The sequence below is a fragment of the Fodinibius halophilus genome, assembly GCF_011059105.1.
GTDB lineage: Bacteria > Bacteroidota > Rhodothermia > Balneolales > Balneolaceae > Fodinibius > Fodinibius halophilus.
Genome location: NZ_JAALLS010000002.1, coordinates 131,857 through 155,622 on the forward strand (window position 1 = coordinate 131,857; position 23,766 = coordinate 155,622).

Annotated in this window: 28 protein-coding genes and 1 tRNA gene; 10 read left to right on the forward strand and 19 right to left on the reverse strand. The window is 41.5% G+C overall.

The features are described from left to right. Nucleotides 1–273 precede the first annotated feature (273 nt). The 5 genes from G3569_RS02245 to G3569_RS02265 form a co-directional block, all read right to left on the reverse strand. On the reverse strand, nucleotides 274–1,434 hold the full coding sequence (locus tag G3569_RS02245) for an ABC transporter permease (RefSeq protein ID WP_165265664.1): 1,161 nt from the start codon (nucleotides 1,432–1,434) through the stop codon (nucleotides 274–276). 4 nt (nucleotides 1,435–1,438) lie between these two features. Further along, nucleotides 1,439–2,398 (reverse strand): HlyD family secretion protein, encoded by a 960-nt coding sequence (locus tag G3569_RS02250; protein ID WP_165265666.1) that lies wholly within the window; start codon nucleotides 2,396–2,398, stop codon nucleotides 1,439–1,441. Between the two features lie 19 nt (nucleotides 2,399–2,417). Then, nucleotides 2,418–3,827 carry a TolC family protein gene (locus G3569_RS02255; protein ID WP_165265668.1) on the reverse strand — a complete coding sequence of 470 codons (1,410 nt, stop codon included), beginning with the start codon at nucleotides 3,825–3,827 and terminating at the stop codon, nucleotides 2,418–2,420. 12 nt (nucleotides 3,828–3,839) lie between these two features. Then, entirely contained in the window at nucleotides 3,840–4,442 is a 603-nt protein-coding gene (locus tag G3569_RS02260; protein WP_165265670.1) for a TetR/AcrR family transcriptional regulator, read from the reverse strand. Between the two features lie 601 nt (nucleotides 4,443–5,043). Continuing rightward, a tRNA-Asp gene (locus G3569_RS02265) sits at nucleotides 5,044–5,117 on the reverse strand. Between the two features lie 123 nt (nucleotides 5,118–5,240). On the opposite strand from G3569_RS02265, the gene apaG reads away from it, so the two are divergent. Further along, complete coding sequence (gene apaG / locus G3569_RS02270; protein WP_165265672.1) at nucleotides 5,241–5,633, forward strand: Co2+/Mg2+ efflux protein ApaG; 393 nt, start codon at nucleotides 5,241–5,243, stop codon at nucleotides 5,631–5,633. Between the two features lie 76 nt (nucleotides 5,634–5,709). Here apaG and G3569_RS02275 read toward each other — a convergent pair whose 3' ends face one another. Continuing rightward, nucleotides 5,710–6,258 carry a glutathione peroxidase gene (locus G3569_RS02275; protein WP_165265674.1) on the reverse strand — a complete coding sequence of 183 codons (549 nt, stop codon included), beginning with the start codon at nucleotides 6,256–6,258 and terminating at the stop codon, nucleotides 5,710–5,712. A 127-nt stretch (nucleotides 6,259–6,385) separates the two neighbouring features. Between G3569_RS02275 and G3569_RS02280 the strand changes: the two genes are divergently transcribed. Genes G3569_RS02280 through G3569_RS02290 form a run of 3 tightly spaced genes read left to right on the forward strand, consistent with a single transcriptional unit; the run spans nucleotide 6,386 to nucleotide 8,146 of the window. Then, on the forward strand, nucleotides 6,386–7,072 hold the full coding sequence (locus G3569_RS02280) for a hypothetical protein (RefSeq protein ID WP_165265676.1): 687 nt from the start codon (nucleotides 6,386–6,388) through the stop codon (nucleotides 7,070–7,072). 10 nt (nucleotides 7,073–7,082) lie between these two features. Continuing rightward, entirely contained in the window at nucleotides 7,083–7,388 is a 306-nt protein-coding gene (locus tag G3569_RS02285) for a hypothetical protein (RefSeq protein ID WP_165265678.1), read from the forward strand. Then, the gene (locus G3569_RS02290; RefSeq protein ID WP_165265680.1) at nucleotides 7,388–8,146 is read left to right on the forward strand and encodes an MBL fold metallo-hydrolase; all 759 of its coding nucleotides are present in this window, start codon (nucleotides 7,388–7,390) and stop codon (nucleotides 8,144–8,146) included. The genes G3569_RS02285 and G3569_RS02290 overlap by 1 nt, the downstream gene beginning before the upstream one ends. Before the next feature lie 34 nt (nucleotides 8,147–8,180). On the opposite strand, the gene G3569_RS02295 is transcribed toward G3569_RS02290, so the two are convergent. The 5 genes from G3569_RS02295 to G3569_RS02315 form a co-directional block, all read right to left on the reverse strand. Continuing rightward, nucleotides 8,181–8,645, reverse strand: coding sequence for a hypothetical protein (locus G3569_RS02295; RefSeq protein WP_165265681.1), 465 nt, complete (start codon nucleotides 8,643–8,645; stop codon nucleotides 8,181–8,183). A 139-nt stretch (nucleotides 8,646–8,784) separates the two neighbouring features. Continuing rightward, complete coding sequence (locus tag G3569_RS02300) at nucleotides 8,785–9,870, reverse strand: mannose-1-phosphate guanylyltransferase (protein WP_165265682.1); 1,086 nt, start codon at nucleotides 9,868–9,870, stop codon at nucleotides 8,785–8,787. 86 nt (nucleotides 9,871–9,956) lie between these two features. Next, entirely contained in the window at nucleotides 9,957–10,205 is a 249-nt protein-coding gene (locus tag G3569_RS02305) for a tetratricopeptide repeat protein (protein ID WP_165265683.1), read from the reverse strand. Between the two features lie 10 nt (nucleotides 10,206–10,215). Next, a complete protein-coding gene (locus G3569_RS02310) occupies nucleotides 10,216–11,313 on the reverse strand; it encodes a sensor histidine kinase (protein ID WP_165265684.1) in 1,098 nt (365 codons plus the stop codon). Beyond that, on the reverse strand, nucleotides 11,310–11,990 hold the full coding sequence (locus G3569_RS02315; protein ID WP_165265685.1) for a response regulator transcription factor: 681 nt from the start codon (nucleotides 11,988–11,990) through the stop codon (nucleotides 11,310–11,312). Before G3569_RS02315 ends, G3569_RS02310 begins: the two co-directional genes overlap by 4 nt. A gap of 252 nt (nucleotides 11,991–12,242) precedes the next feature. On the opposite strand from G3569_RS02315, the gene trkA reads away from it, so the two are divergent. Together trkA and G3569_RS02325 are read left to right on the forward strand one after the other, a co-directional pair. Continuing rightward, the gene (gene trkA / locus G3569_RS02320) at nucleotides 12,243–13,583 is read left to right on the forward strand and encodes a Trk system potassium transporter TrkA (protein ID WP_165265686.1); all 1,341 of its coding nucleotides are present in this window, start codon (nucleotides 12,243–12,245) and stop codon (nucleotides 13,581–13,583) included. Continuing rightward, a complete protein-coding gene (locus G3569_RS02325; RefSeq protein WP_165265687.1) occupies nucleotides 13,580–15,076 on the forward strand; it encodes a TrkH family potassium uptake protein in 1,497 nt (498 codons plus the stop codon). Before trkA ends, G3569_RS02325 begins: the two co-directional genes overlap by 4 nt. A gap of 51 nt (nucleotides 15,077–15,127) precedes the next feature. Here the strand turns inward: G3569_RS02325 and ruvA are convergent, their stop codons facing one another. The 3 genes from ruvA to G3569_RS02340 form a co-directional block, all read right to left on the reverse strand. After that, complete coding sequence (gene ruvA / locus G3569_RS02330) at nucleotides 15,128–15,730, reverse strand: Holliday junction branch migration protein RuvA (protein WP_165265688.1); 603 nt, start codon at nucleotides 15,728–15,730, stop codon at nucleotides 15,128–15,130. Nucleotides 15,731–15,752: 22 nt separating this feature from the next. Beyond that, complete coding sequence (gene ruvC, locus G3569_RS02335) at nucleotides 15,753–16,334, reverse strand: crossover junction endodeoxyribonuclease RuvC (RefSeq protein ID WP_165265689.1); 582 nt, start codon at nucleotides 16,332–16,334, stop codon at nucleotides 15,753–15,755. Between the two features lie 136 nt (nucleotides 16,335–16,470). After that, nucleotides 16,471–16,950, reverse strand: a complete 480-nt coding sequence (locus G3569_RS02340; protein WP_165265691.1) for an ankyrin repeat domain-containing protein — start codon at nucleotides 16,948–16,950, stop codon at nucleotides 16,471–16,473. A gap of 342 nt (nucleotides 16,951–17,292) precedes the next feature. On the opposite strand from G3569_RS02340, the gene G3569_RS18690 reads away from it, so the two are divergent. Beyond that, nucleotides 17,293–17,424: a hypothetical protein gene (locus tag G3569_RS18690; protein ID WP_276611283.1), complete on the forward strand. Its 132-nt coding sequence runs from the start codon at nucleotides 17,293–17,295 to the stop codon at nucleotides 17,422–17,424. Nucleotides 17,425–17,507: 83 nt separating this feature from the next. Here G3569_RS18690 and G3569_RS02345 read toward each other — a convergent pair whose 3' ends face one another. Both G3569_RS02345 and G3569_RS02350 read right to left on the reverse strand, forming a co-directional pair. Then, a complete protein-coding gene (locus G3569_RS02345; protein WP_491523259.1) occupies nucleotides 17,508–18,941 on the reverse strand; it encodes an alanine/glycine:cation symporter family protein in 1,434 nt (477 codons plus the stop codon). A 49-nt stretch (nucleotides 18,942–18,990) separates the two neighbouring features. Continuing rightward, nucleotides 18,991–19,458 carry a DinB family protein gene (locus G3569_RS02350; protein ID WP_165265695.1) on the reverse strand — a complete coding sequence of 156 codons (468 nt, stop codon included), beginning with the start codon at nucleotides 19,456–19,458 and terminating at the stop codon, nucleotides 18,991–18,993. A gap of 126 nt (nucleotides 19,459–19,584) precedes the next feature. Between G3569_RS02350 and G3569_RS02355 the strand changes: the two genes are divergently transcribed. Continuing rightward, nucleotides 19,585–20,349 carry a type III pantothenate kinase gene (locus G3569_RS02355; protein WP_165265697.1) on the forward strand — a complete coding sequence of 255 codons (765 nt, stop codon included), beginning with the start codon at nucleotides 19,585–19,587 and terminating at the stop codon, nucleotides 20,347–20,349. Between the two features lie 18 nt (nucleotides 20,350–20,367). Here the strand turns inward: G3569_RS02355 and G3569_RS02360 are convergent, their stop codons facing one another. After that, nucleotides 20,368–21,042, reverse strand: coding sequence for a MarC family NAAT transporter (locus G3569_RS02360; protein ID WP_165265699.1), 675 nt, complete (start codon nucleotides 21,040–21,042; stop codon nucleotides 20,368–20,370). Nucleotides 21,043–21,174: 132 nt separating this feature from the next. On the opposite strand from G3569_RS02360, the gene G3569_RS02365 reads away from it, so the two are divergent. Further along, the gene (locus tag G3569_RS02365) at nucleotides 21,175–21,651 is read left to right on the forward strand and encodes a GAF domain-containing protein (RefSeq protein WP_165265701.1); all 477 of its coding nucleotides are present in this window, start codon (nucleotides 21,175–21,177) and stop codon (nucleotides 21,649–21,651) included. A gap of 18 nt (nucleotides 21,652–21,669) precedes the next feature. Beyond that, nucleotides 21,670–22,167 (forward strand): DUF4920 domain-containing protein, encoded by a 498-nt coding sequence (locus G3569_RS02370; RefSeq protein WP_165265703.1) that lies wholly within the window; start codon nucleotides 21,670–21,672, stop codon nucleotides 22,165–22,167. 94 nt (nucleotides 22,168–22,261) lie between these two features. Here the strand turns inward: G3569_RS02370 and moeB are convergent, their stop codons facing one another. Both moeB and G3569_RS02380 read right to left on the reverse strand, forming a co-directional pair. Beyond that, nucleotides 22,262–23,440, reverse strand: a complete 1,179-nt coding sequence (gene moeB, locus G3569_RS02375; protein WP_165265705.1) for a molybdopterin-synthase adenylyltransferase MoeB — start codon at nucleotides 23,438–23,440, stop codon at nucleotides 22,262–22,264. Between the two features lie 25 nt (nucleotides 23,441–23,465). Further along, nucleotides 23,466–23,750, reverse strand: a complete 285-nt coding sequence (locus G3569_RS02380; protein WP_165265707.1) for a MoaD/ThiS family protein — start codon at nucleotides 23,748–23,750, stop codon at nucleotides 23,466–23,468. Nucleotides 23,751–23,766: the final 16 nt, after the last annotated feature.

Consider the following 23,766-nt stretch of genomic DNA (forward strand, 5'->3'; position numbering starts at 1 on the left):
CAGATCTGAGATTTGTAGTTCATATAAAGCGTAATGAAAGAAATAGTAAACAATAATGCACGTAAATTTTTAAATACGGGGCCTTACCGCTTTCGGTAATCAAAATATTTTTAGATATCTATTGACCCAAATCATATTGATATTAAGCTCCCGTTAGAAATACAGAAAATATAAAGTTGACATATTGGGTTAGCAGTTGGGCTAAGGACAAATATAGCTTGTAGAAAAGAGGGGAAAATCCGAGGGTTGGTTATACCCCCGGATTATGGATTTTTACGTTTTATGATGTCTTCGTATGCGGTATTGTAATGCAAAGTAGGACAGCACAAACAGGACCACACACATTATAATCAATACCCAAAACTGCTGCATCACATTGCCCAGTGAAGCACCCATTAATTCCAGTTTGCGGTAGGCCTTAAGGAAATGGGTAAGTGGAATGAGGTTTGAAACATAGGTAACGACCCATTCCGGCATGCCATTGAGCGGCCAGGTAAAACCACTTAGAATAAAGCTGGGCATAGAGATGGCCATCAATATTTCAGTTGCTTTGAGCTGGGAGGGAAAGCAGATACTGACCAAGATTCCCAGAAACACATTGGCAAGAGTGAACAGGAATACCAATATCCAGTTACTAAGCATAGCAGCAGGAAGCATTACCTTGAATAGGGGATAAAATCCATAATACACCAGTCCCCACATTAAAAAGGTGAGCACCATAATAGGCAGGCTTTTGATAAAGATGAGGAATGTGGGAGAATCAGAAAGTTTAACCAGCTTCCGGAAGCTTTCATTTTCAAACTCCATGGCAAAGCTTAACGCCATCACAATAAGTATGACTTGCTGCATAACCGCACCCATAATTCCCGGCCAAATAAACTGAAGATAATTATTGGCAGGGTTGTAAAAGCGATTAACCGTTACATTAAATGGCTGAAACTGCGTTTTCGCTGTAGCTTCGGGCAGTCCTTGTTTTTTCATGGATTCGATTTCAATACCTGCGTTGAGGGTCCCCAGTACCTTTTGTATTCCCGAAGAGGCATAATTACCCGATACCATATTGCTGCCGTTAAGTTCGACATTTACTTCGGGCTGGCGCTTTTGCAGAATATTACCCTCAAATTCATCAGGAATATAAATAGCAGCAACATAATCATTTTCCACTACTTTTTGCTCTACCTCTTTTTGCAGGTATTGCACTTCCGCTACGTCTAGGTATTGGTTGTCATCCAAGGCATCAATCATTTTGTTGCTTAACGGAGTATTGTCAGCATCTACTACAATAACCTCCAGGTTGGTGAGTTTGCCCTGCATATATGTACTACCAACCATTAATGCGTAACCGATGGGAGCAGCAAAAAAGATGAATACTGCTACGCTGTTCGAGAAAAACAGCTTCAGTTCACGTTTAAATAACTTGCTGAAAATATTCATGATACTATTGGTTAAGAAGTATAGTCGTATTGGTGTATATATCGTTAAGCTGTTCAGTTGAAGCAGGGATCATTTTTAATTCATAAACTGCTTCACCCAAAGAATAATTAGGATAGGAACTGGTCTTATTAGCATAGGCTGCCAGTTGTTTTACGCTAACCAGCTTAGCAGTGAACTGTTTCTCGGTGTAAGGATCTTTTACATTATAACTAGTGCCGGTTTTGAAGTTGCCAAGCTTACTTTCAGCTACGGTAAAACGTAGGTAGGGGGCCTTAAGACGATAACCGGTAAAGATACTATAGCCCGCTAATGCTAACTCGCCCTCATCCAGCGAAATCGTTTGGATATCCATCGTGGCCGGGGCCACAATATAGCGTTCGTCGTAGGCGATGGTGGCCTCTTCAAGAGCTCCTTCGGCACGATTAAGCTGTCCTCTTGTTATACGCACCTTTTCCGTTCGTACACCGACCAGCACTTCTTCCTTTTTGGCTCGGGCTTGTTCGTATTGTGCCTTTGCCCCCTTAAATTTGGCCATGACTTCGTCATACTTTTGAGCAGAAATCAGTGAGTCATTATACATCTCACTCATACGCTGCATTGTCTTTTTAAGGAATTCAAACTGTTCTTTTGCTGCTTGATAAACTGCATCAACCTGTTCCTTTTGTTCTGATGTAGCGCCGTTAACAGCCATGTCGTGTTGTGATTTGGCCGACAGCCAAGCGCCTTCTGCTTGCTGTAGCTTGGCTTCAACTTCCGGGATGTCTAAAACGGCCAGTGTATCACCTTTATGCACGACATCGCCTTCTTCTACCTTCAGCTCAATGATTCGCCCCGGTACTTTGGTAGTCAGCTCTAATGTTTCCCGTTTAAATTTTCCTTGAAGAGCTTCTTGTTCGGTATTTCCACAAGCCGAGACCAGAAGCATCAATACTGTAAGTGCTAATATGTTATTGCGAATATTCATAGTTAAACCTTTATCTGTTTTAATTACGATCGTTATTAATACCGAAGAGTGAGTTCAATTTTCCACCTGCTACCAGGTAGTTAACCACAGCCATGTTGTGATTGAACAGGGATTGACTGTAGCCAAGTTCTGCCTTTTGCAGATCACTTTCTGCATCCAGGAAATCTTTCTGTGAGGACAAGCCCACTTTATATTGCTTGCGATTGATGGTGTAGGTCTTTTTCGAAGTATGGAGTTGCTTTTGAGCTACTTGCATCTTCTGTTTGGCCTTGCTCAGCGCCAGCGATTCTTTGGTAAGGTTAAGTTCCAGCTTTTCGCTTACCAGGTCTTTCTTTAATCGACTGTTCAATACCTCTATCTTGGCATTTTGCAGATCCCGCGAGCGTTTAAGTCCATCAAAGATATTCCACTGCAGGCCTACACCCACCATCCATTTGGGGTCCAGTATCGATAAGTCATCTTCGTATAATTCTTTTCGACCGAATATTTTTACCTTGGGTAAGAAGTTGCTATACACCGACTTTTTCTTGAACTCGGTGGCTCTTTGGGCCTCTTGCAGAGCTTGGAGTTCCGGTCGGTGTTTAGCTGAAAGCTGTAATCTACCCACAGACCATTCTTCAAGCCTGGGATTTAACTGCTCAAGCTGGGTTTTGTTATTACCGGTAAGCTGTTGCAAAAGCGAAAGTACCAGCTCTCGTTTGGTATCCAGTTCAATATTCTTTTCCTCCAGCTTCTGTTCTGCCAGTTGAATGCGGGATTTTGCAAGGTCGGTAGTTAACCCATTTTCAATAGCCTTATTAACATATCGTTTTTGTTCATTAAGACGTGTTTGGCTTTTATCTAAGACCTTTTCGGATTCCCTGATCAATGCCAGGCTTTGGTAGGCCTGCAAGGTTTGACGTATAACTGCTGACTTTTTTGCATTGCTTAATGCATGGTATGCGTTTCGCTGGTGCTCGGCAGCTTTAGCCAGGAAAGGAACTTTGAGCCCACTGAAGACAACCATATCAGCTTGCAAGGTAGCTTTAAAGATATCCTGTTCTTGAATGGGGGCAACCTCTTTAACGGGAACTGACGGCGGGAGAGGAGTATTAAACCCTAACCCCATCTGTTCCTTAATCAGCAGCTTCTGGGTACCAACAAGCAGAGTTTCCAGATTGTCGGGAAAGCGGATCTCTTCATTTAAATGAGTAAAGCTACCCGTGATATCCAGGGTAGGTAAATAAGTTTGATAAGCTTTTTTTCGGTTGTTCTCTGCAATATTGGCCTCGTTTTCTTTCATTTGTACTGCCTGTGAAGACTCCACGGCATCGTGTACAAGCTGTTTAAGCTCACCGTGTACGGCTAAGTTCTGCGCCTGCGAGGTAGCCGAGAGGGCAGTAAGTATCAATATTACTAAGTAAACTATATACGTTTTTTTAGTTTCCATATTATAAAAAAATTATGAGTTATCTGTAAGAATTCCATTTAGCATAACTTCAACCATCCCGCGAAACATATCGGTAGATTTATAGGGTAGCTGTGCTTTTACTTCATCCGGAATTTGTTGGGTGTTGGCAGGATTCATTACCCATTCAATGATGGAGGCATATAATAAAACAGCCATACTTCGGTCGATATCCTGGCGAACATATCCCTTTTGGATACCTTCATCGAGTAGAGCATTAAACCGGCCGAAGGCAGCCTCTTTTTTATATTCATCCAGTTCTCGGCTTAGAGCAGGGGAAGTACGTTTTAAGTCCGAAATAAAAGTGGCTTCCATACCAGATAATTTACTGGCAATAAAAGAGAGTATAGAGCTCAGTTTTTCAATAAAGTTAAGACTATCATCTACTAAAATTCGGTCAACGCCGGAGCTTAATTCATGTTTTAGATCTTTTATAACCAGTTCCAGCATCTCCGATTTACTGCTAAAATGGTTATAGAGCGTTTTTTTGCTCATTCCCAGCTCCGAAGCCAGTTCATCCATGGTTACTTTGCTGAATCCTCGTTTAAAGAAGAGTTCACGAACCTTGTTTAATATTCGTTCTTTTGTATTGTTCATTTTGGAAACTATTTTGGTTTCTTTAGTGTAATTTATGAACTCTTTTCTATAAAGTCAAAAAATTATAAAGGGGGGCATGAGAGAATGGTATCACAAGGGTTTGAGAATTCAAATCCGACTGTCGGAAAATATTTCCCGGCTTTTATTCCAGTGATAAAAGGTGATATCGGTAACTCAAAAAAAAGATTAAACTTGAGATGCTTCTACGTTAGAAGCTTTTGAAGAGGTATTAATCAACTAAAAAGGTCGTTATTTAGGAATAAAAAGGGATTTTAAAACTAGGTTGGTAGAGAGTATCGCTTGGTAAAATATCAAATAATGTTATTAAACCGAGCGATGTAGCAAGAATTCCGAGGAGGCTGGCATAATAATTTCATTATATACTACCTCTGGTCAGTTATTTCATAACATATTTAAGAATGACCAGATCAGAGCCGATAATAACCATAGATAGTTAGTTTGCTCACAGAAGTGACGGAGGTTAGTGAGTAATTAAAAAAGGCTCGAGAAATGGGTAGGTCCCTAACAGTTTGTAAGTAAGGGGAGCCCTGGTAGCAAAAGTTAAAGCCTCTAACTCCGAGGAGCTAGAGGCTTTAAAGAGCGATCCGGACGAGATTCGAACTCGCGACCTCCTGCGTGACAGGCAGGCGTTCTAACCAGCTGAACTACCGGACCAAACGAGAGCCCAAATATAAGAACCTTTAGTGCCACATGTCAAGTAATATTTGACCTTTTTTGAGTTTTTAGTTGGCTAAAGGAATATGGTTACAATGAAAGCTTAATTAAAGATTAGTTATTATGTATCAGCCAAAATTTGTAGAAGTTTCGCATGATGTCAGTGTTGAAGTAAAACCTGTATATTTAGAAGAAGAATCTAACCCTATAGCGCATAAGCACGTATTTGCGTATTTTATTGAAATAAAAAATATGGGTGATGAGCCTGTACAATTAGTGAGTAGATACTGGGAAATTGAAGATTCAAAAGGTAAAGACCATGAAATTAGTGGCGACGGTGTTATTGGGGTACAACCGGTAATTCAACCTAATGATTCACATAGCTATAACAGTTTTTGTGTGCTGAAATCTTTTGAAGGGAGCATGCAAGGGCATTATACCATGAAGCGTGAGGATGGAGAGAAAATTGAAGTACGTATACCAAAATTTCTTCTTGTTTCTCATTTATTGAACTAAATAAAAAGGAGAGCCGCAAGTATCAGTTGCGGCCCTCCGTCGGGATGGTGATGGGATGTATTAGGGATACATCACATTATTGGTTCAAAGCGTTTTCTATGGCATTTGTCAGTTCATCGCTTTCGGGTTCAACATCGCTTCGAAAACGATGGAGTAATTTGCCATCTTTACTGATCAAGAATTTTTCAAAATTCCATTTAATTGCACCCGTAAAGTCTGGATTCTGAGCAGAAGTTAAATAATCGAAAAGCGGGTGCTGATCTTTTCCTTTTACTGATATTTTAGAGAACATTGGGAAACTCACATCATAGTTCACCTTACAAAACTTTTTAATTTGCTTATCCGTTCCCGGTTCTTGTCCACCGAAGTTATTTGCAGGAAATCCTAAAACATTAAAGCCTTTCTTATTATATTTTTCCTGTAACGCCTGAAGACCCTCATATTGCGGAGTATATCCACACTCCGAGGCGGTATTAACAATAAGCAGAACATCTCCTTTAAACTTATTTAGGGATGTTTCTTTTCCATTAATGTTTGTAGGTTTGAAGTCGTAAATAGTATCAACTGTTATATTTGTTGGTATAGTCATTACCGATAGTAATATTAGGTATAAAAAGGTTTTCATTTGTAAAGAACTGTTTTAATAGGCTATATATATGAAATGTGATTATACACCAAAGAATTCCCGAAGTACAAAAATAGTTGCCTCCAATATAACGATAATAGTTTTTGTATTAATATCATTGTTTGTGATGCCTGCAATAGTCAGGGCGCAGATGTTTTCTGTGGGAGAGGAAGAACCCCGCTTTAATATCCCCAGTACAATAATATATGTGGGCTTAGAATCGATTGATGTTTCTTATTCCGGCCCTGCCAGCTTAAATAGCGGGGGGCAATTTGAATTTACGGGCACTATTCTAAGAGCAGGGTATAAAAATCGATTTGTGAATTTTAGAATAGGAAGCGGTGGTGGAATAACAGGACTGGAACACGCATCGTATTTTGATGCAGGTGGGGATCTGAATGTTTTTCTGGATCTATATAAGTCAGAAAAATTATCTTTGCTATTACCTGTTCGTATTTCCTCGAGGTTTGTGAATATGACCAATAGTGAAAACTATTATCCCCGGTTTAATTCTTTTCGTTTTGGAAGCCTGGCTGCAGGGGTAGGGCCTAAGCTGTTATTACGACCGATGGACAAGCTTAGAATTCATATAGGGGGAATTCCAAGTTATGGGTTCGGATTCGCTTCTGCAGGCTCTGACGGTGGTTCATATGCATCTGTTGCCCTGAATGGTCAGCTTTATTTTGATCGGTTATTCGGAGATAGCGGATTAAGTATTGGATATAAATATTTTTATAGAAGTTACGATATTGATCAAAATGTATATGACTATAAGATTAGAGGTCATAATATTGAGATAGGCTTCACCTTTTAGAATAAGTGATATGAAAACGGAAAATCTACTACTAGAACTCGAAAAACTGGTAAAACAGGCGGGGTACACCATCCGCAAGGAGAAGGGGACTTTCAGAGGCGATTCTTGTGTGATGGAAGGTGAAATGCTTGTTGTGTTAAACAAGAAAAAGCCCCCTCAGCAGCAAGTGGGGCTGTTGGCTCGTGTACTTAAAGGTAAAAACTTACAGGATATATATATTAAACCGGTAGTACGTAAACAACTTGAAGAGTTGTGGGATCGTTTTGATGAATTTAAAGACAGTGAAATCGAAGAACTGGATATCGAGCTGGAATAATGAAATTTACTTTTTTGGGCACAGGCACATCAATGGGAGTACCCATAGCCGGTGGTTTTGGCAAGGAGCATATTGATGGAGATCCGCGAAATATAAGATGGCGTTGTTCGGCCTGGGTAAAAACGGAGAAATCGTCAATAGTTATTGACACAGGCCCGGAATTTAGATTGCAAACGATACGGTCTGGACTATCTCAGATAGATCTTGTGCTAATTACCCATGAGCATATGGACCATATTGCGGGACTCGATGACTTGCGCCCGTTTTGTTATAAGCAAGAGCAAAAAATTCCCGTATATGGTAGTGCAACTTGTTTGGAGGCCATTCGAAGTAGGTTTGATTATATGTTTGGTCCAGATCGATATCCCGGGGCAACTGATATTGATCTTGTGGAAGTACACCAACCAATGACGTTTCGGGATGTCGATATAACCCCATTGCCGGCTATACACGGGAAGGTCGATGTGTTAGGATATAGGTTAAATAACATATCCTACCTAACAGATGTGAAAGAGATGCCGGAAAAAACAAAAGAATTGGTTCGGGGTTCGGAAGTGATGGTGCTAAGCGGATTGCGGTGGAAGCCAGAACATCCAACCCATCTGACAATACCTGAAGCTGTGGATATGGCTGATGAGTTGGATATTCCTCAAACCTATCTTATCCATATGAACTCTTATGTCAACCACCAAGAGACCAATGAACGATTACCTGATCACGTAAAACTGGCCTATGATCAGTTGACAATTGAGATATAGAAAATTAGATTTTTTTGGCAAGGTAAGAGATAGGTTAGCTCGTTCTTTGTGCTGCTATCTTTTCCTCTTCTGTATTATCTATAGGCAGATAACTTAATACAAGCTTGTTTCCGTCTTCACAGTCTAGGCCAATTACAGCTTCTTTGGCAGGATTACCATGGTTATTATATAAGACATAATTTTCCTCAACATATTTTTCCAGGCATTTCATTGATTGTGCATCCAATAAATTGCCGATGAAGGTTAATCCAGCCCCTATACTGGTAATTGGGCCGGGATTGAGGAGTACAAATTCGGTAAAGGTGGGTCCTGAAATTCCTACCCGCAGTGAACTGGGGCCAAATAGAAGAGTTCCAATACCGACAACTAAAAAGATGATAGCGATGTAAAAGACAAACTTGGCAATATACATCAGTATATTGGACTGGTTGATCACTTTCAGATCAGTTAAGGTTATAGGTAGATCGTTAGCAGTGATACGCTTGGGTTGAGTCTTCATTAAACAGTAAATATTAGGTGCAGGAATATTGTGCTTCCAGTATTCGAAAGGTACTCAGCAGCTATCCCCGATTCGATGTTAGAGTGATGGGTTACTTAAAGAAGAAATATTTATATGCATTGTTTGCCGGTTTGTTCCGTCAAACAAACTTTTTGAGATGGTCATTTTTGCGCATATAGTTAACAACATCTTTGATGCCTTGAGAATCATCAAGATTGCACACCATAATTGCAGTATCAGTTTCTACGACAGCAATGTTTTCAACCCCGATTAGGGCAATCATCTTATCACTGTTGCTGTGGATTAGGTTGTTTTTGGAATGTGCAAATGTAGCATGATCTGTTTCTATGACATTACCATTTTCGTCTTTAGAGCGTAGGTCATAGACGGCTCTCCAGCTACCAACGTCGTTCCAGCCAAATGACCCGGGTACTACAAATACCGATTTAGAACGTTCCATAATCCCATAATCAATAGAGATAGAAGGGCAAGCATGGTAAAACTTGTCGACAGCGTCTTTTTGGGATCCCGTTGTTAGAGAAGAACGGAGCTTTTCTATTTCCTGGTTGATTTCGGGAAGGTGTTCAGAAAACTCTTCAAGAATAGTAGAGGCCTGCCAAACAAACATGCCGCTGTTCCATAAAAAGTTACCGGCTTTTATAAATTGTTCCGCTGTTTCCCGGTCTGGTTTTTCACGAAACTGTGCTACTTTTTTTACTTCGTGGTCTCCGTGGGATTCAGAATGCTCTTCATCATATTCAACATAACCGTAGCCGGTTTCAGGTCTGTCGGGTTTAATACCTATAGTTACTAATGCATTGCTGTCAGCGGCTTTAGATTCTGCAGATTTGAGGATGGATAAAAAAGTATCTGTATCGCTGATAAGGTGATCAGCAGGAAGAACGACCATAGTTGCCTCTGGGTCACGGTCTTCAATTAAGGTAGCTGCAGCGGCAACGCATGGCGCGGTATTACGGCCTACCGGTTCACCCACGATATTTTCGGTAGGTAGATCGGGCAGTTGTTTTTGTACTAAATCCACATATTTATCATTGGTGATGACCCATACCCGTTCAGCTGGTACGAGTGCTTCAATCCGTTCAACTGTGGATTGTAGCATTGTACGATCCCCAAAAATATTCAAAAACTGTTTGGGATGTTGTTCAGTACTTCGGGGCCAAAAGCGTGTGCCGGATCCGCCGGCCATAACTACGGCATGGAGCATTATTCAATGATTTATTTGAGTGAATTATTAATGCACAAAAGTAGGGATAATTCTGGCAATATTGAAAAGCACAATTCCTGGAAAACTCAGTTAAAATGATATGTTTGATCAAGATAATCGTGCCGAATGACTTCAATTAGCTTACGTGCAGATTCGGCATAAAAGCTCTCAGGATAGTGTTCTATAATTTTTTCGGCGGTATATATAGCCGCTATATATTGATCTTCTTCTACCAGAGAATGAGCCAGTTTAAGAGTAGCATGCTCTTTGTTAGCGCCGGCAGCTGCAATTAGGCCGGTAACTAAAAAAATAGCCTCTGTTTTAAGGTTGTTCATTATTCAGTAGTTATTCTTTAGGGCTCGTGGCGGCAGGACCGCTATTATCTACTTTCGTGAGCGTAAAGCTAAATGTTGAGCCTACATTGGGAGTACTTTCAATGAAAAATTCCTCATCATGGGCCTCCATAATATGCTTAACAATAGCCAGGCCGAGTCCGGTTCCGCCTTTTCCGCGAGATCGAGATTTATCTACTCGAAAGAAACGCTCTGTGACCCTGTCAATATACTGCTGATTAATACCAATTCCAGTATCTTCTACGTATACCAGCACGCGACTTTCGTCTTGCGAGTAGGGTTTAACCCCAACTGTAACGCTACCATCGGGTTTGTTATATTTAATAGCATTTTCAACCAGGTTGATAAGCACCTGTTTGATCTGGTTATGGTCGGCGGTAACAAGTAGGTTTTTGGGAATTTCTTCAACCTGGAGCTTAATTTCTTCTTTATTGGCTTTATATTGCAAGCTCTCGACGACGTCAAGAATCACATCTCGCAGGTAGATATCCTGAATTTCCGACTTTAACTCCCCTGTTTCTAGCTTTGAAATCTCCATCAGATCTTTGGTGAGAAAGGTGAGCCGGTTCACATTTCTCATCGCCTTTTTCAGAAACTTTCTGTTTACATTATCGTCTTCAATAGCCCCATTAAGCAGGGTTTCAATAAAACCCTGGATGGCAAAGATAGGGGTCTTTAATTCGTGAGAAATATCCCCAATGAACTCTTTTCGGTAATTTTCTATTCTATTGAGGCGTTGAATTTCACGTTCTACCGTTTTACTGGCTCTAATGGATTGTTTAATGAGATAGTCAAGCTCATCATGCCCCCCGGTTCTGAGATCTTCGTAATCACGAAACCGTTTACGGGCGATATTGCGGTTAATCTCATTGAGAGTTTCTAAACGTGAAAACTGCAGCCTATAGATCACCAGATAGACAGTGGTGCAGCAAATAATAGCCAGCGCTCCACCGGTTAAAAGCGAGTATCCCCACCACATGTTAGACAGAAGCAGGCAACCGGCAGCGGTAAGTGTTCCTAATATAAGAGAGGAGAACAGTCCACCTCGAAAAGCCAGACGCGAAGATTTTTTGAAAGGATTCCTTTTCATTCTTTAAAGCGATATCCCACACCTTTTACAGTTTCAATATATTTTTTCCCAAGTTTTTCCCGAATCTTTCGAACGTGCACATCTACCGTGCGGTCTACAACATAAACATTGTTGCCCCATACATGGTTGAGCAGGGTTTGGCGATCCATCACTTTGCCTTTACGGCTGGCCAGGTAATAAAGCAGTTCAAATTCTTTTCGCGGCAGCTGGTGCTCGTCTTCACCCTGTGTAACAATATAGCGATCTTTATCGATGACAATATCGTGGACCTCTATTTTATCGGTCATCGTTTCGGTCTCTTCAAAACGTCGTAAAACGGCCTTAATACGTGAGATCAGCTTTGTAGTACTAATGGGTTTCGTGATATAATCATCACCGCCTTTATCGAGACCTTCCACCTCTGTTTTTTCATCGCCACGGGCCGTAAGAAAGATGATAGGGATATGCTGTAACTTGCTATCATTACGTATTTTTTCCACCACTTCCAGCCCATCCATTTTAGGCATCATTATATCGAGCAGCATGAGGTTAGGATTGTGCTCTCTGGCCATTTCGATACCTTCCAGCCCATTTTCTGCTTTTAGTACATTGAAGCCTTCTTTTTGGAGATTGTATTCTATTAGGTCGAGGAGGTCCTGTTCATCATCAACAACAAGGATGGTTTGTTTGTCAGACACGGGCAAAAGGTTTATTGGAATGTTTCGCTGAGATATTGTAGTGTTCCGAAAATTTGTCTGCCAAATTACGAAGCCCTTATCTTAAATTAAACCCCAAGGCTGTTAAATAATTGTTATTTCTTTTGGGAAAATGGAGCTTTTATAATTTTGGGTTGATCAATTTATGGGATATTATTCTCATTATTTAATTTTGACGGAGCAATCGATTAATTATTAGTTTCATAGATCTATCAATGGTACAAACTATATCTTATGAAGATACTAATTGTTGGTGCAGGACAGGTGGGAATGAGTGTGATGGAAGATCTCATTGATAACCATGAGATCTCAATGGTCGACAAAAATGCCAGTAGCCTGGATCGCATACCTTTTGAAGTTGATGTGACTGCCGGTAATGGGCTCGAGGAAGAAGTGTTGCAATCAGCGGGAATAGAAGAAGCAGAAATTGTGCTGTCAACGACCTCCGAAGATCATACCAATGTTCTTATTGGAAGTATGGCTAAACTTCTTACTGATTGTTTTACAATCGCCCGTGTATCTGATCCATCGTTTGCTAATATCTGGGATACGAGAGAGGGCGCGTTTGGTATTGATGCGATGATTGACCGATCAAACTTAACAGCAAAGCAAATTACAGAGCTTCTCTGGTTCCAATCTACTCGGCAAGAATCAATAAACGAAGAGTTGTATTGTCAGCGAAAAGTTAAAATGTCAGAGTTTAGATTAGAAAGTGACAGTGAACTGATTGGTAAAACAGTTCAGCAGTGTGAGAAATATCCGGAAATTAACATTGTTGGGGTTTTCCGGGACAGTAATTTTAGCTTAGTTTCAATGGATACCACTTTTGAAGAAGGGGATCGTATTACGGTATTTGGGCCGCCCCAAAAAGTAGATAACTTTGGAATATCAATAGCATCGAAAGAGATGAAGCCGGTGCAAGATACGTTTGATATCCTCGGCGGTGGTGATATCGGTTACCAAACGGCGCTATTATTGGAAGATACTCCATTGAGTATTCGTATTTTTGAAAAGGATCCCGACCGAGCACAGTTTCTTTCTGAACACCTGTCCCAGGCCATGGTGCTACAGGCCGATATAACCGAACGTTCGGTTTGGGAGGAAGAAAATATCCCTCAATCTGATATACTATTGGTTTGTACCGATGATGACGCTACAAATGCATTGGTAACCTTGATAGGTCAAGAATATGAAACCACGCGATTGGTAAGTCTTGTTCACGAATATCAGTATTTATCGCTTTTTGAGTCGTTGGATATTACCCGTGTAGTTCATCCCAGAGAAGTAGTTGCTTCCAGTATAACTAACTATATACAAGATAGTTATATAGGAAACTTAACAGAGCTGGAACATGAAAGTGGGGAGGTCTTTGAAATTAAAATTGATGCAGAAAGCCAAGTGTTAGATAAAACTATTAACGAATTGGAAAAAAGCTTTGACCAACCTTTTGCTGTTGGAGCAATGCTCCGCCAAAACCATTCTATTATTCCCACCGCAGATACATCTATAAAATTGGGGGACCGGTTAGTTATTCTGACAACCGGTGAGGCCGAAGATATGATAGAAAAGCTATGAGAAAACAGGTTGATATTTTATGTGTTTTGAGCCTGTTTGGGGCTATTTTAAAGTGGCTTTCGGTACCACTTAGTGTGCCATTTATCTATTCCTTGTTTGGCCGTGAAAATCCGTTGGTTTTTCTGATTCCCATTGGGGCGTCATTAATAGTAGGATTTCTGTTGGAACGACTTGATACCAATCCCAAGCTGGGATTGCGGGAAACTTTTTTGTTGGTATCACTAACGTGGTTAGGAGTAACGCTGGTTGGCGGGCTTCCCTATTTGCTGGCCGGAGCAGGAACGGTGGCTCTTCCCATTAATGCCTTGTTTGAAAGCATGAGCGGTTTTACAACTACAGGGGCCACCGTCATGGCTTCCATTTCATTTGATACCCATAGCCCTGAAATTATGCTTTGGCGTCAAATTACGCAGTGGCTTGGCGGTATGGGGATAATAGTCCTCGGGATAGCTATTTTGCCTCGATTATCTGTAGGTGGATCAGAATTAATAGAGGCAGAAGCCCCGGGTACGCAGTTCGATCGGATTACACCACGCATTGTTGAAACGGCAAGAATTTTATGGTTGCTCTATGTTATCCTTACGATAACACTTGGCATTTTGCTTTATGGATCTCACCTAATTGGGCTCTCCCCCGAAATGGACCTTTATAATGCAGTAGCCCACGCGCTAACAACGATGCCTACCGGTGGTTTTTCACCTGAAGCTGAAAGTATTGCTGCTTTTTCATCAACAGTGCAATGGATAATTATTCCATTCATGTTTATCGCAGGGGTCAACTATGCCTTGACGTGGAGAGCGTTTACCGGGAACCCCCGGAAACTGTATCGAGATACCGAATTTCTCTTTTACAGCTTTATCCTCCTTTTTACAGCAGGAATAATATTTGTGATGACTTTGGGGAATACTTTTGAGCAGCCACAGGATGCCATACGCCATAGCTTGTTTCAGGTGTTGACGGTTGTTACTACGGCCGGATATGCGAGCCATGATTTTAATACATGGAATTCGATGGCAAAAACGCTGTTATTTATGATGATGTTTATTGGCGGATGCGCCGGGAGTACCGGGGGTGGAATTAAGGTTTTCCGCTGGATTGTGACCATAAAAACGTTTTTTAAACAGCTCTTTACGACCATTTATCCGCGTGCAGTTCAATCTATTCGAGTTGGCAAAAACATCATTAAAAATAAAACGGCGCGACGCGTAACAATAATGATCATGCTGTATATATTCACCTTTCTGGTAGGGGCTCTTATTATAGAAATTGAATCCTACCGCATTGGTCTTGAGCTGGATACTCTGGAGATAATGAGTGCATCTGCGGCTTGTATAGGAAATATTGGTCCGGGGTTTGGGATTGTGGGACCAATGAATAATTATCTTGCCTTTTCGCCGCTATCAAAAACTGTGATGGTCTTTTTGATGTGGGCCGGGCGCCTTGAACTGTTTACACTTTTTGTAATTTTTATTCCCAAATACTGGAGGAATTAGTAGAAGCAATTTGCACCGGCAAATCCAGGGAGAAAAACGCTATATTTTCAGTTATTTGTCCATCTGGGATAAGGCTTTTTTAACCAACTTTTGCACATCCCCGTCAATAGATCCTTTTTGGGCTGCCAGCTCAACGGATTCTTCGGCATCACGCTTTTTGAAGCCCAGTGATTGAAGAGCTGATACGGCTTCATCTTTCACATTGCCTGCTATATTGGAGCCACTACTTGGCTGGTAGGTAGCGTCAACCATTTCAGACATTTTATCTTTGAGCTCCAAGATCATACGTTCGGCTGTTTTTTTGCCTATGCCTTTAATTTGGGAGAGCGCCGATTTGTCTTTTTGGACAATGGCTCCCGTAATTTCTTGGGCCGGAAGACCTGAAAGGATCGTGAGCCCCAGTTTGGGGCCTACGCCTTTAACCGTAATTAAGAGCTCAAAAAGATCTTTCTCATTCTGACCCAAAAACCCAAAAAGCCGTTGGTCGTTATCGGTAATATGATGATAAACGAGTAGTTCTACTTCTTCACCTTCGGCGGGTAGTTTTTCCAGGGTTTGGGATGAGATTTCGAGCGCGTATCCTACATCACGAACGTCAATAATTAGTTGTTCGTCGGTTTTCGCTTTGATAGATCCTTTGAGATATGCAATCATAAATAGTGTGGTAGTGTATCGTCTATGAACTTATTCGGTCGGGATTATTAGCAACAAAGCTTTCCCAGCTAGATTTACTATTATTTTGATGCCGTTTTTTACTTGACTTAGGACTCGTGCCCGGAATGCTGTTTTGTTTCATAAGGTGACACCAAGCAACAGCAAGGGCATCAGTCGCATCTTTTGATAGCTTTTCGTTGGGCAGTGTAACCATCTTTCGAAGCATAAAGGCAACCTGCTTTTTACTGGCGTTGCCATTACCGGTAATCGATTTTTTTACCTGCTTGGGGTAATATTCCGACACCTGAATATTGTTGTTGGTGATGGCTAGCATGGCGGCAGCCTGGGCCCGCCCCAATTTGAGCATTGCCAGAGGATCTACCCCATAAATAGGGGTTTCTACGGCACATGAAGTTGGTCCAAAGGAGGAAATGATGTTGGATACTTCTTCAAAAATGAATTGCAGGCGATCGGCATGGTCATCCATATGTGCCATTTTCAACACATCGCAACGCAGCGAAACCAGTTTGCCGTCTTGTTCTGTAAGGATAGCATAGCCCGTATTTCTGGAGCCGGGATCTATGCCGAGAATGAGATCTGCCATAAAAAAGTGGTCCAAATGCTAATTTTCTAAAATATAACGCATTCGGACCATCATTACATACCTAAAATAAAAAACCCCGACGGGTTACTAGGCGTCGGGGTAAAATAGGTAATAGAGATTACCTATGCTTAGAAAGTTACTTTGAATACGGTGTTAGTATTCGTCTTTTTTTCAAAAATGTTACAATCTTTTTGTGACCATACTTTGAGGCAAATGTTAACGCTGTTTTACCATCTTGGTCGGTATGAGAAATATTTGCACCACGTCTAACAAGTTTTTGGACCGTACTAAACTGTCCTGTCTTTGCTGCTATCATTAACGCGGTTAAACCTTCATTATTATAATTATTTATTTCAGGGTTGTGAGAAAAAATAATGTTCAAAATTCGAGGGTTACCTATTTTGGCAGCAACCATTAAGGGGGTATTCCCTTGTTGGTCTACGGTATCGATATCTGTACCATCTGCTAACAGTATATTGATACTGGTGTAGTCAATACTGCGGATGGCAGTGAAAATATTATCCTTGATTTCTTTGGAGGTAGGACTATCGTTGATACTGGTAAATGCCATTGCAGACATGCTTAGTAACAGGATTAATCCTTTGATTGATTTCATAGTATTTTTTAGAATTTTTGGATTTTGTTGTGGAGTGTTTGTCTCCATTTTTAATGCACTTAAAAATACGGAGGCAGTGGGGAAAAGGTTTTGCTAATAGTATGAAATAATGAGAAATAGAAAGGTTTAACAGGTAGCTGGCTGACACCTAATTAATTAAGGTATTAGCGGAGAGGCGATTAATTCTTAGCTTTAAAATGAATAGATATATCGAAAAGGCTTAGTAGAGGTAATTATTTTTAATATGAAGATACTGTAAAGAAGCGATTTTGTTGTGCGAGGCGAGATATGGAGGCCGATGTTACTATCTTAAAAGGACCTAATTTTATCTAATAGGGACCTTTGCAAAACCAGGCAGTCATCCTGAATGTAATGAAGGAACTCCCTTTCAACGGCAGCAGATGGATACTGGAGATTCTTAGACAAGTTCAGAATGACGAAATCAAAGGTTTTGCAAAGCCCTCTAATATATAGTTAAAGGATTGGACTCCGGGAAAATGATTTTCCCGAAGCCATCTCCTTCAAAATGGCAAATATCTATATCGGCAAACTGTTCGTTAGTCAAATGTTTTAAATGTCTCTATGCGAGAGAAGTAACTTTGTGCGGCTTCTTTTACTTTGGGAGCAAGTAACACAGCCGATATCATGGTGGGGATCGCCATAAGTGCAAACATGCCATCAATAAGATCTATTACCGCACCGATGGAGGCGATAGACCCAAATATGATGGAGCCTACATAAAAGTAATTGTACAAGTGCTGGTATTTAGCCCCTATCAAGTACCCCAGGCATTTTGTGCCGTAATAGGAGTAGGTAAGCATTGAACTAATGGCAAAGAAGACGACACAGATTACCAGTAAGTATGTTCCAACGGTTGGGAGGGCTTCGTTAAAAGCATTTAGGGTGAGTGTTACGCCGTTGGCTTCGCTGGATTTCCAGACGCCGGTAACCAAAATAGCTAGGGCAGTCATGGTACAGGTTATGATAGTATCGATCGCAGGACCGAGCATAGCAACAAGTCCTTCTCGAACGGGCTCTTTGGTTTTAGCCGCGCCGTGGGCTAGTGCTTCGGTACCCAAGCCCGCTTCATTAGAAAATACTCCGCGTTGGATTCCAATGACAATGAGCGATCCAACAATACCTCCGAACATAGCATCACCATTAATAGCACTTGGTCTAACATGATTAGCATTAAAGGCATCCGTGACAATGAGCCCGAGGTAATGAGGAATCTCGGTGATATGTGATGCTAAAATGGCGATTACGCAACCCACATAAATGACAACCATTGCAGGAACTACACGTGCTGTTACTTTGCCGATGCGGGTAATACCGCCGAAAATTACAATAGAAACAATGATTACAAGTACGATACCGGTGATAAGATCACCGCCCATGTGGGCATTTGCCGTGACCCAGCCCTGCGGGATATAAATACTGTCGCGCAGAATTTGTGTAAGTTGATTGGCTTGGAAAATTGGCAAAGGACCAAAAATGCCTGCTAAAGCAAATAGCCCGGCCAATGGTTTAAAAAGATACGTCCAGTTGCCCCCCCATCTTTTTTCGAGTCCTTCGCGGATTACATACATGGGGCCGCCCTGTACTTTACCTGCTGTATCTTCTCCTCGGTACATAATGGCCAGGGTACAGGTAAAAAATTTGGTGGCCATACCAACAAAAGCACTAACCCACATCCAAAAGAGGGCGCCGGGCCCACCCATGAAAATAGCTACGGCCACGCCGCTAATGTTGCCCATGCCTACAGTGGCAGCCAGCGCACTGGCCAATGCCTCGAAGTGATTGATATCGCCAGGATCATCGGGATCATCATACTTACCTCGAAGGATATTTAATGCATGCTTAAAATATTTAAAAGGGGCAAATCGAGAATAGAGCAGGAAGAAAAGCCCGCCCCCCACTAATAAATAAACTAGTGGCATTCCCCACATAAAGCTTGAGAAATCGGATAAAAATTGTTCAAGGAGTTTCAGAACGGAACCTCATGTATATTTTTATTGGGATGATAACGAAGCGAATATATCAATTTGCACGGCTAAAAAAGATGAAATCGGTGCCGGGAGGGTCAATTTTTGCATTTCGTAACATTTTGGCAATTTGTGCCCGGTGGTGTTGGCCGTGAATGATAATATGATGCAGAATATCGGAAAGCATGGTCTCGAAAGGTGTACCGCTGGAATTTTTATAAGAGATAGGACGATCGAGCTCTGATTGGTTAGAATCAATAAGTCTGTTCCAGTTCGCTGAGAGCGTTTTCAGTTTTTGAAGTGCAACAGGCAAGGGATGTTCAGGCCAGACTTCAAGTTGATCTTGTGTTGCCCCTGTAATGCGAGCATACCATAGTTCTTGAGCTCCAACAATATGGGCAAAAGAATGGATACACTCTTCATCGCCTTCAAAAGGGATATTTTCTTGAATAGTGAGCAATATCTGTTCATTGGCCCACATGTCATATGAAAATAATCGTAATAGTTGATCGCCGGCTCTCATACGGAAACAGTTATATCATTTAATGAGTATTGAAATAATACATAGTTAAAGGAATTATACAAATTTTGAAGTAGACCAAAGGCAAGCTATTTTAGTCTCAAATAATGATAAATACAGTAGAACGCTATGCTCTTAGCTCTGGATATTGGTAATAGTAATATTGTAATAGGGGCCTCACAGAATGGCGATTGGAAATATCAATGGCGAATTCAAACCGATGACAGTAAAACAGCGGATGAATACGGGGTATTATTCCACAGCCTGTTCAACGAGGTAGGCCTTGCTTACAGTCAGCTAAACCGTATTATTATTTCAAGTGTAGTACCTCAGCTTACCCAAACAATTGAAGAGGTGTTTGCCAGCCGTGTGAGTATCGATACGGTAGTGCTTAATAATGATATTGACACGGGGATTACGGTGAGTACGGAAAGTCCCCAAAGCGTTGGAGCAGACTTGCTTGCTGATGCTGTTGGGGCATATGAGCTTTTTAAGGATGATTGTATTGTCGTGGATTTTGGAACTGCAACCACGCTAATGGGGGTTCGAAAGCCAGGAGAACTTATTGGCGGATCTATTTGTGCGGGCCTGAAGGTGACCATTGATGCATTGGTAGGAAAGGCGGCTCAGTTATCTCAAATTCCAATGGAGCCCCCTGAAAATGTAATTGGCAGTAATACGATAAAAGCGATGCAGTCTGGAATGGTGTTGGGGCACCTTTGTATGATAGAAGGGCTTATTGACCGTATGAATGAGCAGTTCGAATCCGGTAATTCCAAAGTAGTAGCAACAGGTGGTCTTTCGGAAAAAGTAGGTTCCTATACCGACTATTTTGATGTTGTTGACCCGATGTTGACGTTGGATGGGCTACGTGTAATTATGGATCGGCAATAAGGAATGTTCTCTTTTTGTTCACACTCCAAAGAATTTCGAAATTCCATTCAGTATAAACTGCACTCCAATTGCCATAGCAATAAACCCCATCATTCGGGTGATTGCGTTCATGCCGGTAGGGCCGATATATCGTGCAGAAAAAGGGGCCAATCGTAAGACGATATAGGCCAGTAATGCTACCAATAATATCGCCACGCTAATAATAAGCAGATCCATAATACCCTCTGCTTGTGAGGCCAGACCAATAACGACGGCTATGCTTCCCGGACCCGAGAGCATGGGCATAGCCATGGGACTAAAAGAAATATCCTGCTTGTCTTTAGCAGCCTCTTGTGCCTCTTCCGAAATTTTCCGCTCAGAATGGTCGGGGTTGAGCATAGCATAAGCGGCGCGCAGAATAATAAGTCCCCCGGCAATACGAATGCCCGGCAGGCTAATGCCAAAGAAACTCATGATATAGGTCCCGGCCAGCAAAAAGATGATAAGAATGGCAAACATGTAGAAAGAGGATTTTTTCGCTGTAGAAATTCGTTCCACATCTTTATTACCTTCCGTAAGTGATAGAAATACCGGCATGGCTGCCAGTGGGTTAGCTACCGAAATAATAGAGGTAAAGGCCGCAAAGAAAAGGGTGACCGAACCAGATAAGTACGTAGTAAAGAAATCGCTTTGGCTGAGTATATCTTCAAACATAAGCCGTTAAGATAGGAAAGAGATGCTGAAGAAGTAATTGTTTTTAAATATTTAACTATGATTTTTTTTAGGGTTAATTTAACCTTAGTTTTGGGGATCAAATAAAAAGCATGGTTATAATTATTGATAAGAATGGACACGTCGATATTCCAGGAATACAGAGTTTTGTTAAGCCAGATAAAGAAAACGGTTGATAACCCCAACAAAGTGCAGGACGAAAAGTTGGGAGATATCTGTAAATATTTAGCTGATGAGGTGGGAGTTTTTGACTGGGTGGGTTTCTACCTGGTTGACCCCAATGCTGATCGCGAGTTGGTGCTCGGACCCTACGTAGGAGAAGAAACCGATCATACCCGTATCCCTTTCGGGAAAGGTATTTGTGGACAAGCAGCTGAAACCAATGAGACTTTTGTAGTACAAGATGTAAGTGAAGAGGATAATTATCTGGCTTGCAGTGTTCACGTAAAAGCAGAGATTGTGGTTCCGGTTAAAAAAGATGGTGAGTTTGTAGCAGAATTAGATATTGACTCGCATACAAAAGATTCGTTAACTAACGAACATCGGGAAATGCTCGAAGAAGTTTGTAGCATTATTGCTCCGTTATTTTAAGATAAAATAGGTAGGACAATGAAAAATATATTTCTTGTAATATTAGGGTTTCTTTTTGTTGCTAATATTGGATTTGCCCAAGAGAAAGTTATTCGTTTATCGGCACCTGTTGAACAAGGTGATAATTATGAGGTTTTTGGAGATGAATTTCCTCAAGGCATGGAAGTTACAGGTCTAGAACGGCTTATTGCTAAAAGTGCTGACTACAAAGGCCAACAGGTTACGACTGGGGGGACCATAAAGAAGGTGTGCCAAAAGAAGGGTTGTTTCTTTATGCTCGGAGCCCAAAATGGAGATGTTCGAATCAAGTTCAAGGATTATAGCTTTTTCGTACCCACAAATAGTACGGGTAAAGAAGCAAAGCTTGTAGGTACATTCCAGGTTAACGAGCTTTCTGAACAAAAGGCTAAACACTATGCTAAAGATGCCGGTGAAGATACCCCCAAAGTGGAAGGGCCTCAAAAAGAGTATAGTGTGATCGCTACATCAGTAAAAATTATTGATGCAGAAAGGTAGTTACGGCTGTTTTATAGAGTGCAAGATACTGATCACTGTCCACTGCAAACTGACTCCTAAGGCACTAAGTTCACTTAGTTAGCATCAGCTGAAATTAGTATTGCGGAATGCTATCATCAATTTCTTCTGACCACGCCAGAATACCACCTTTAAGATTATATAGGTTATCGAAGCCATATTCTTCTTGTAGTTTCTTAATGGCATCAGCACTACGTTGGCCGCTTCGGCAGTGTACCACTACCTTTTTATCCCGACTTATTTGTTCGGCATTTTCCGTTACTTCCTTTAAAGGGATAAGAGTACCGCCAATTTCAGCAATTTCGACTTCATGAGGTTCGCGTACGTCAATGAGTTGAACATCTTCATCCGACTCCACCCATGATTTGTACTCTTTCACACTTACTTCGGGCACCTCACTTTCTTCTTTTTCTTCCTCGGCAGATGGAATACCGCAGAATTCCTGGTAGTCTATAAGTTCGGTAATTTCCGGATTTTCTCCTCGCAGTGGGTTATCGGTGTTCTTGGTAACCTTTACTTTACGCGTACTAAAATCTTGAGCATCAAAAAGAAAGAGCTCACCCGCAAGTGGCTGACCAATGCCGGTGATAATCTTGATTACTTCGCTGGCTTGCAGGCTTCCTATAATACCCGGAAGTACACCGAGTACCCCCGCTTCGGCGCAACTGGGTACCAGGCCGGGAGGTGGAGGCTCTGGAAAGAGATCACGATAATTGGGGCCAAGCACGCCTTCCTCATCCTTATAGTTAAACACCGAAAGCTGACCTTCAAACTGGAAGATAGATCCGTGGACATTGGGCTTGTTAAGCATCACGCACGCATCATTAATCAAGTATCGGGTTGGGAAATTATCCGTCCCGTCAGCCACCACATCATACTCTTTGATGATATCCAGAGCGTTTTCGCTGGTAAGACGAACGTTGTGTATTTCAATATCGATATACGGGTTGTTTGCTAATAAGCGTTCTTTAGCAACTTCTACTTTGGAGCGTCCCACATCGGAAGCTCCAAAAAGTACCTGTCGGTGCAGATTGCTGGCTTCCACGGTATCAAAATCTACAATACCAATGGTTCCTACTCCTGCAGCAGCCAGGTATTGCAGCATCGGCGCGCCAAGTCCACCGGTACCAACGGCCAGTACTTTGGCAGCTTTTAGTTTCTTTTGGCCTTCCATCCCAAATTCCGGAATAGAAAGGTGTCGGCTGTAGTGGCCCAGCTCTTTGCTCGAAAATTCAATCTCTTCTAAACTACTCATAACAGTGTTTTCAGTTTTAAATCTTTTATATTTTTGGAGTACCGCCTGCTATTGCCGGTACAATACTCACTTCCGTATTTTCATCCAATGAAATTCCACCGTTATTTTGGGGATTCACTTCATCGTTTCCAATGTACAATTTGATGTAAGAACGAACATTTCCGTCTTCATCCAGCAGGTTCTCTTGCACATCGGGATATTCATTTACAAAATCATCAATAGCGTCAGATAAGGTGCTTTTTGAGGTCTCAAAAGTGCGATTTTGGTTCGTGTATTTTCTCAGTGGTGTAGGTATTACTAAGGTTGCCATAGTATAATTTACTATT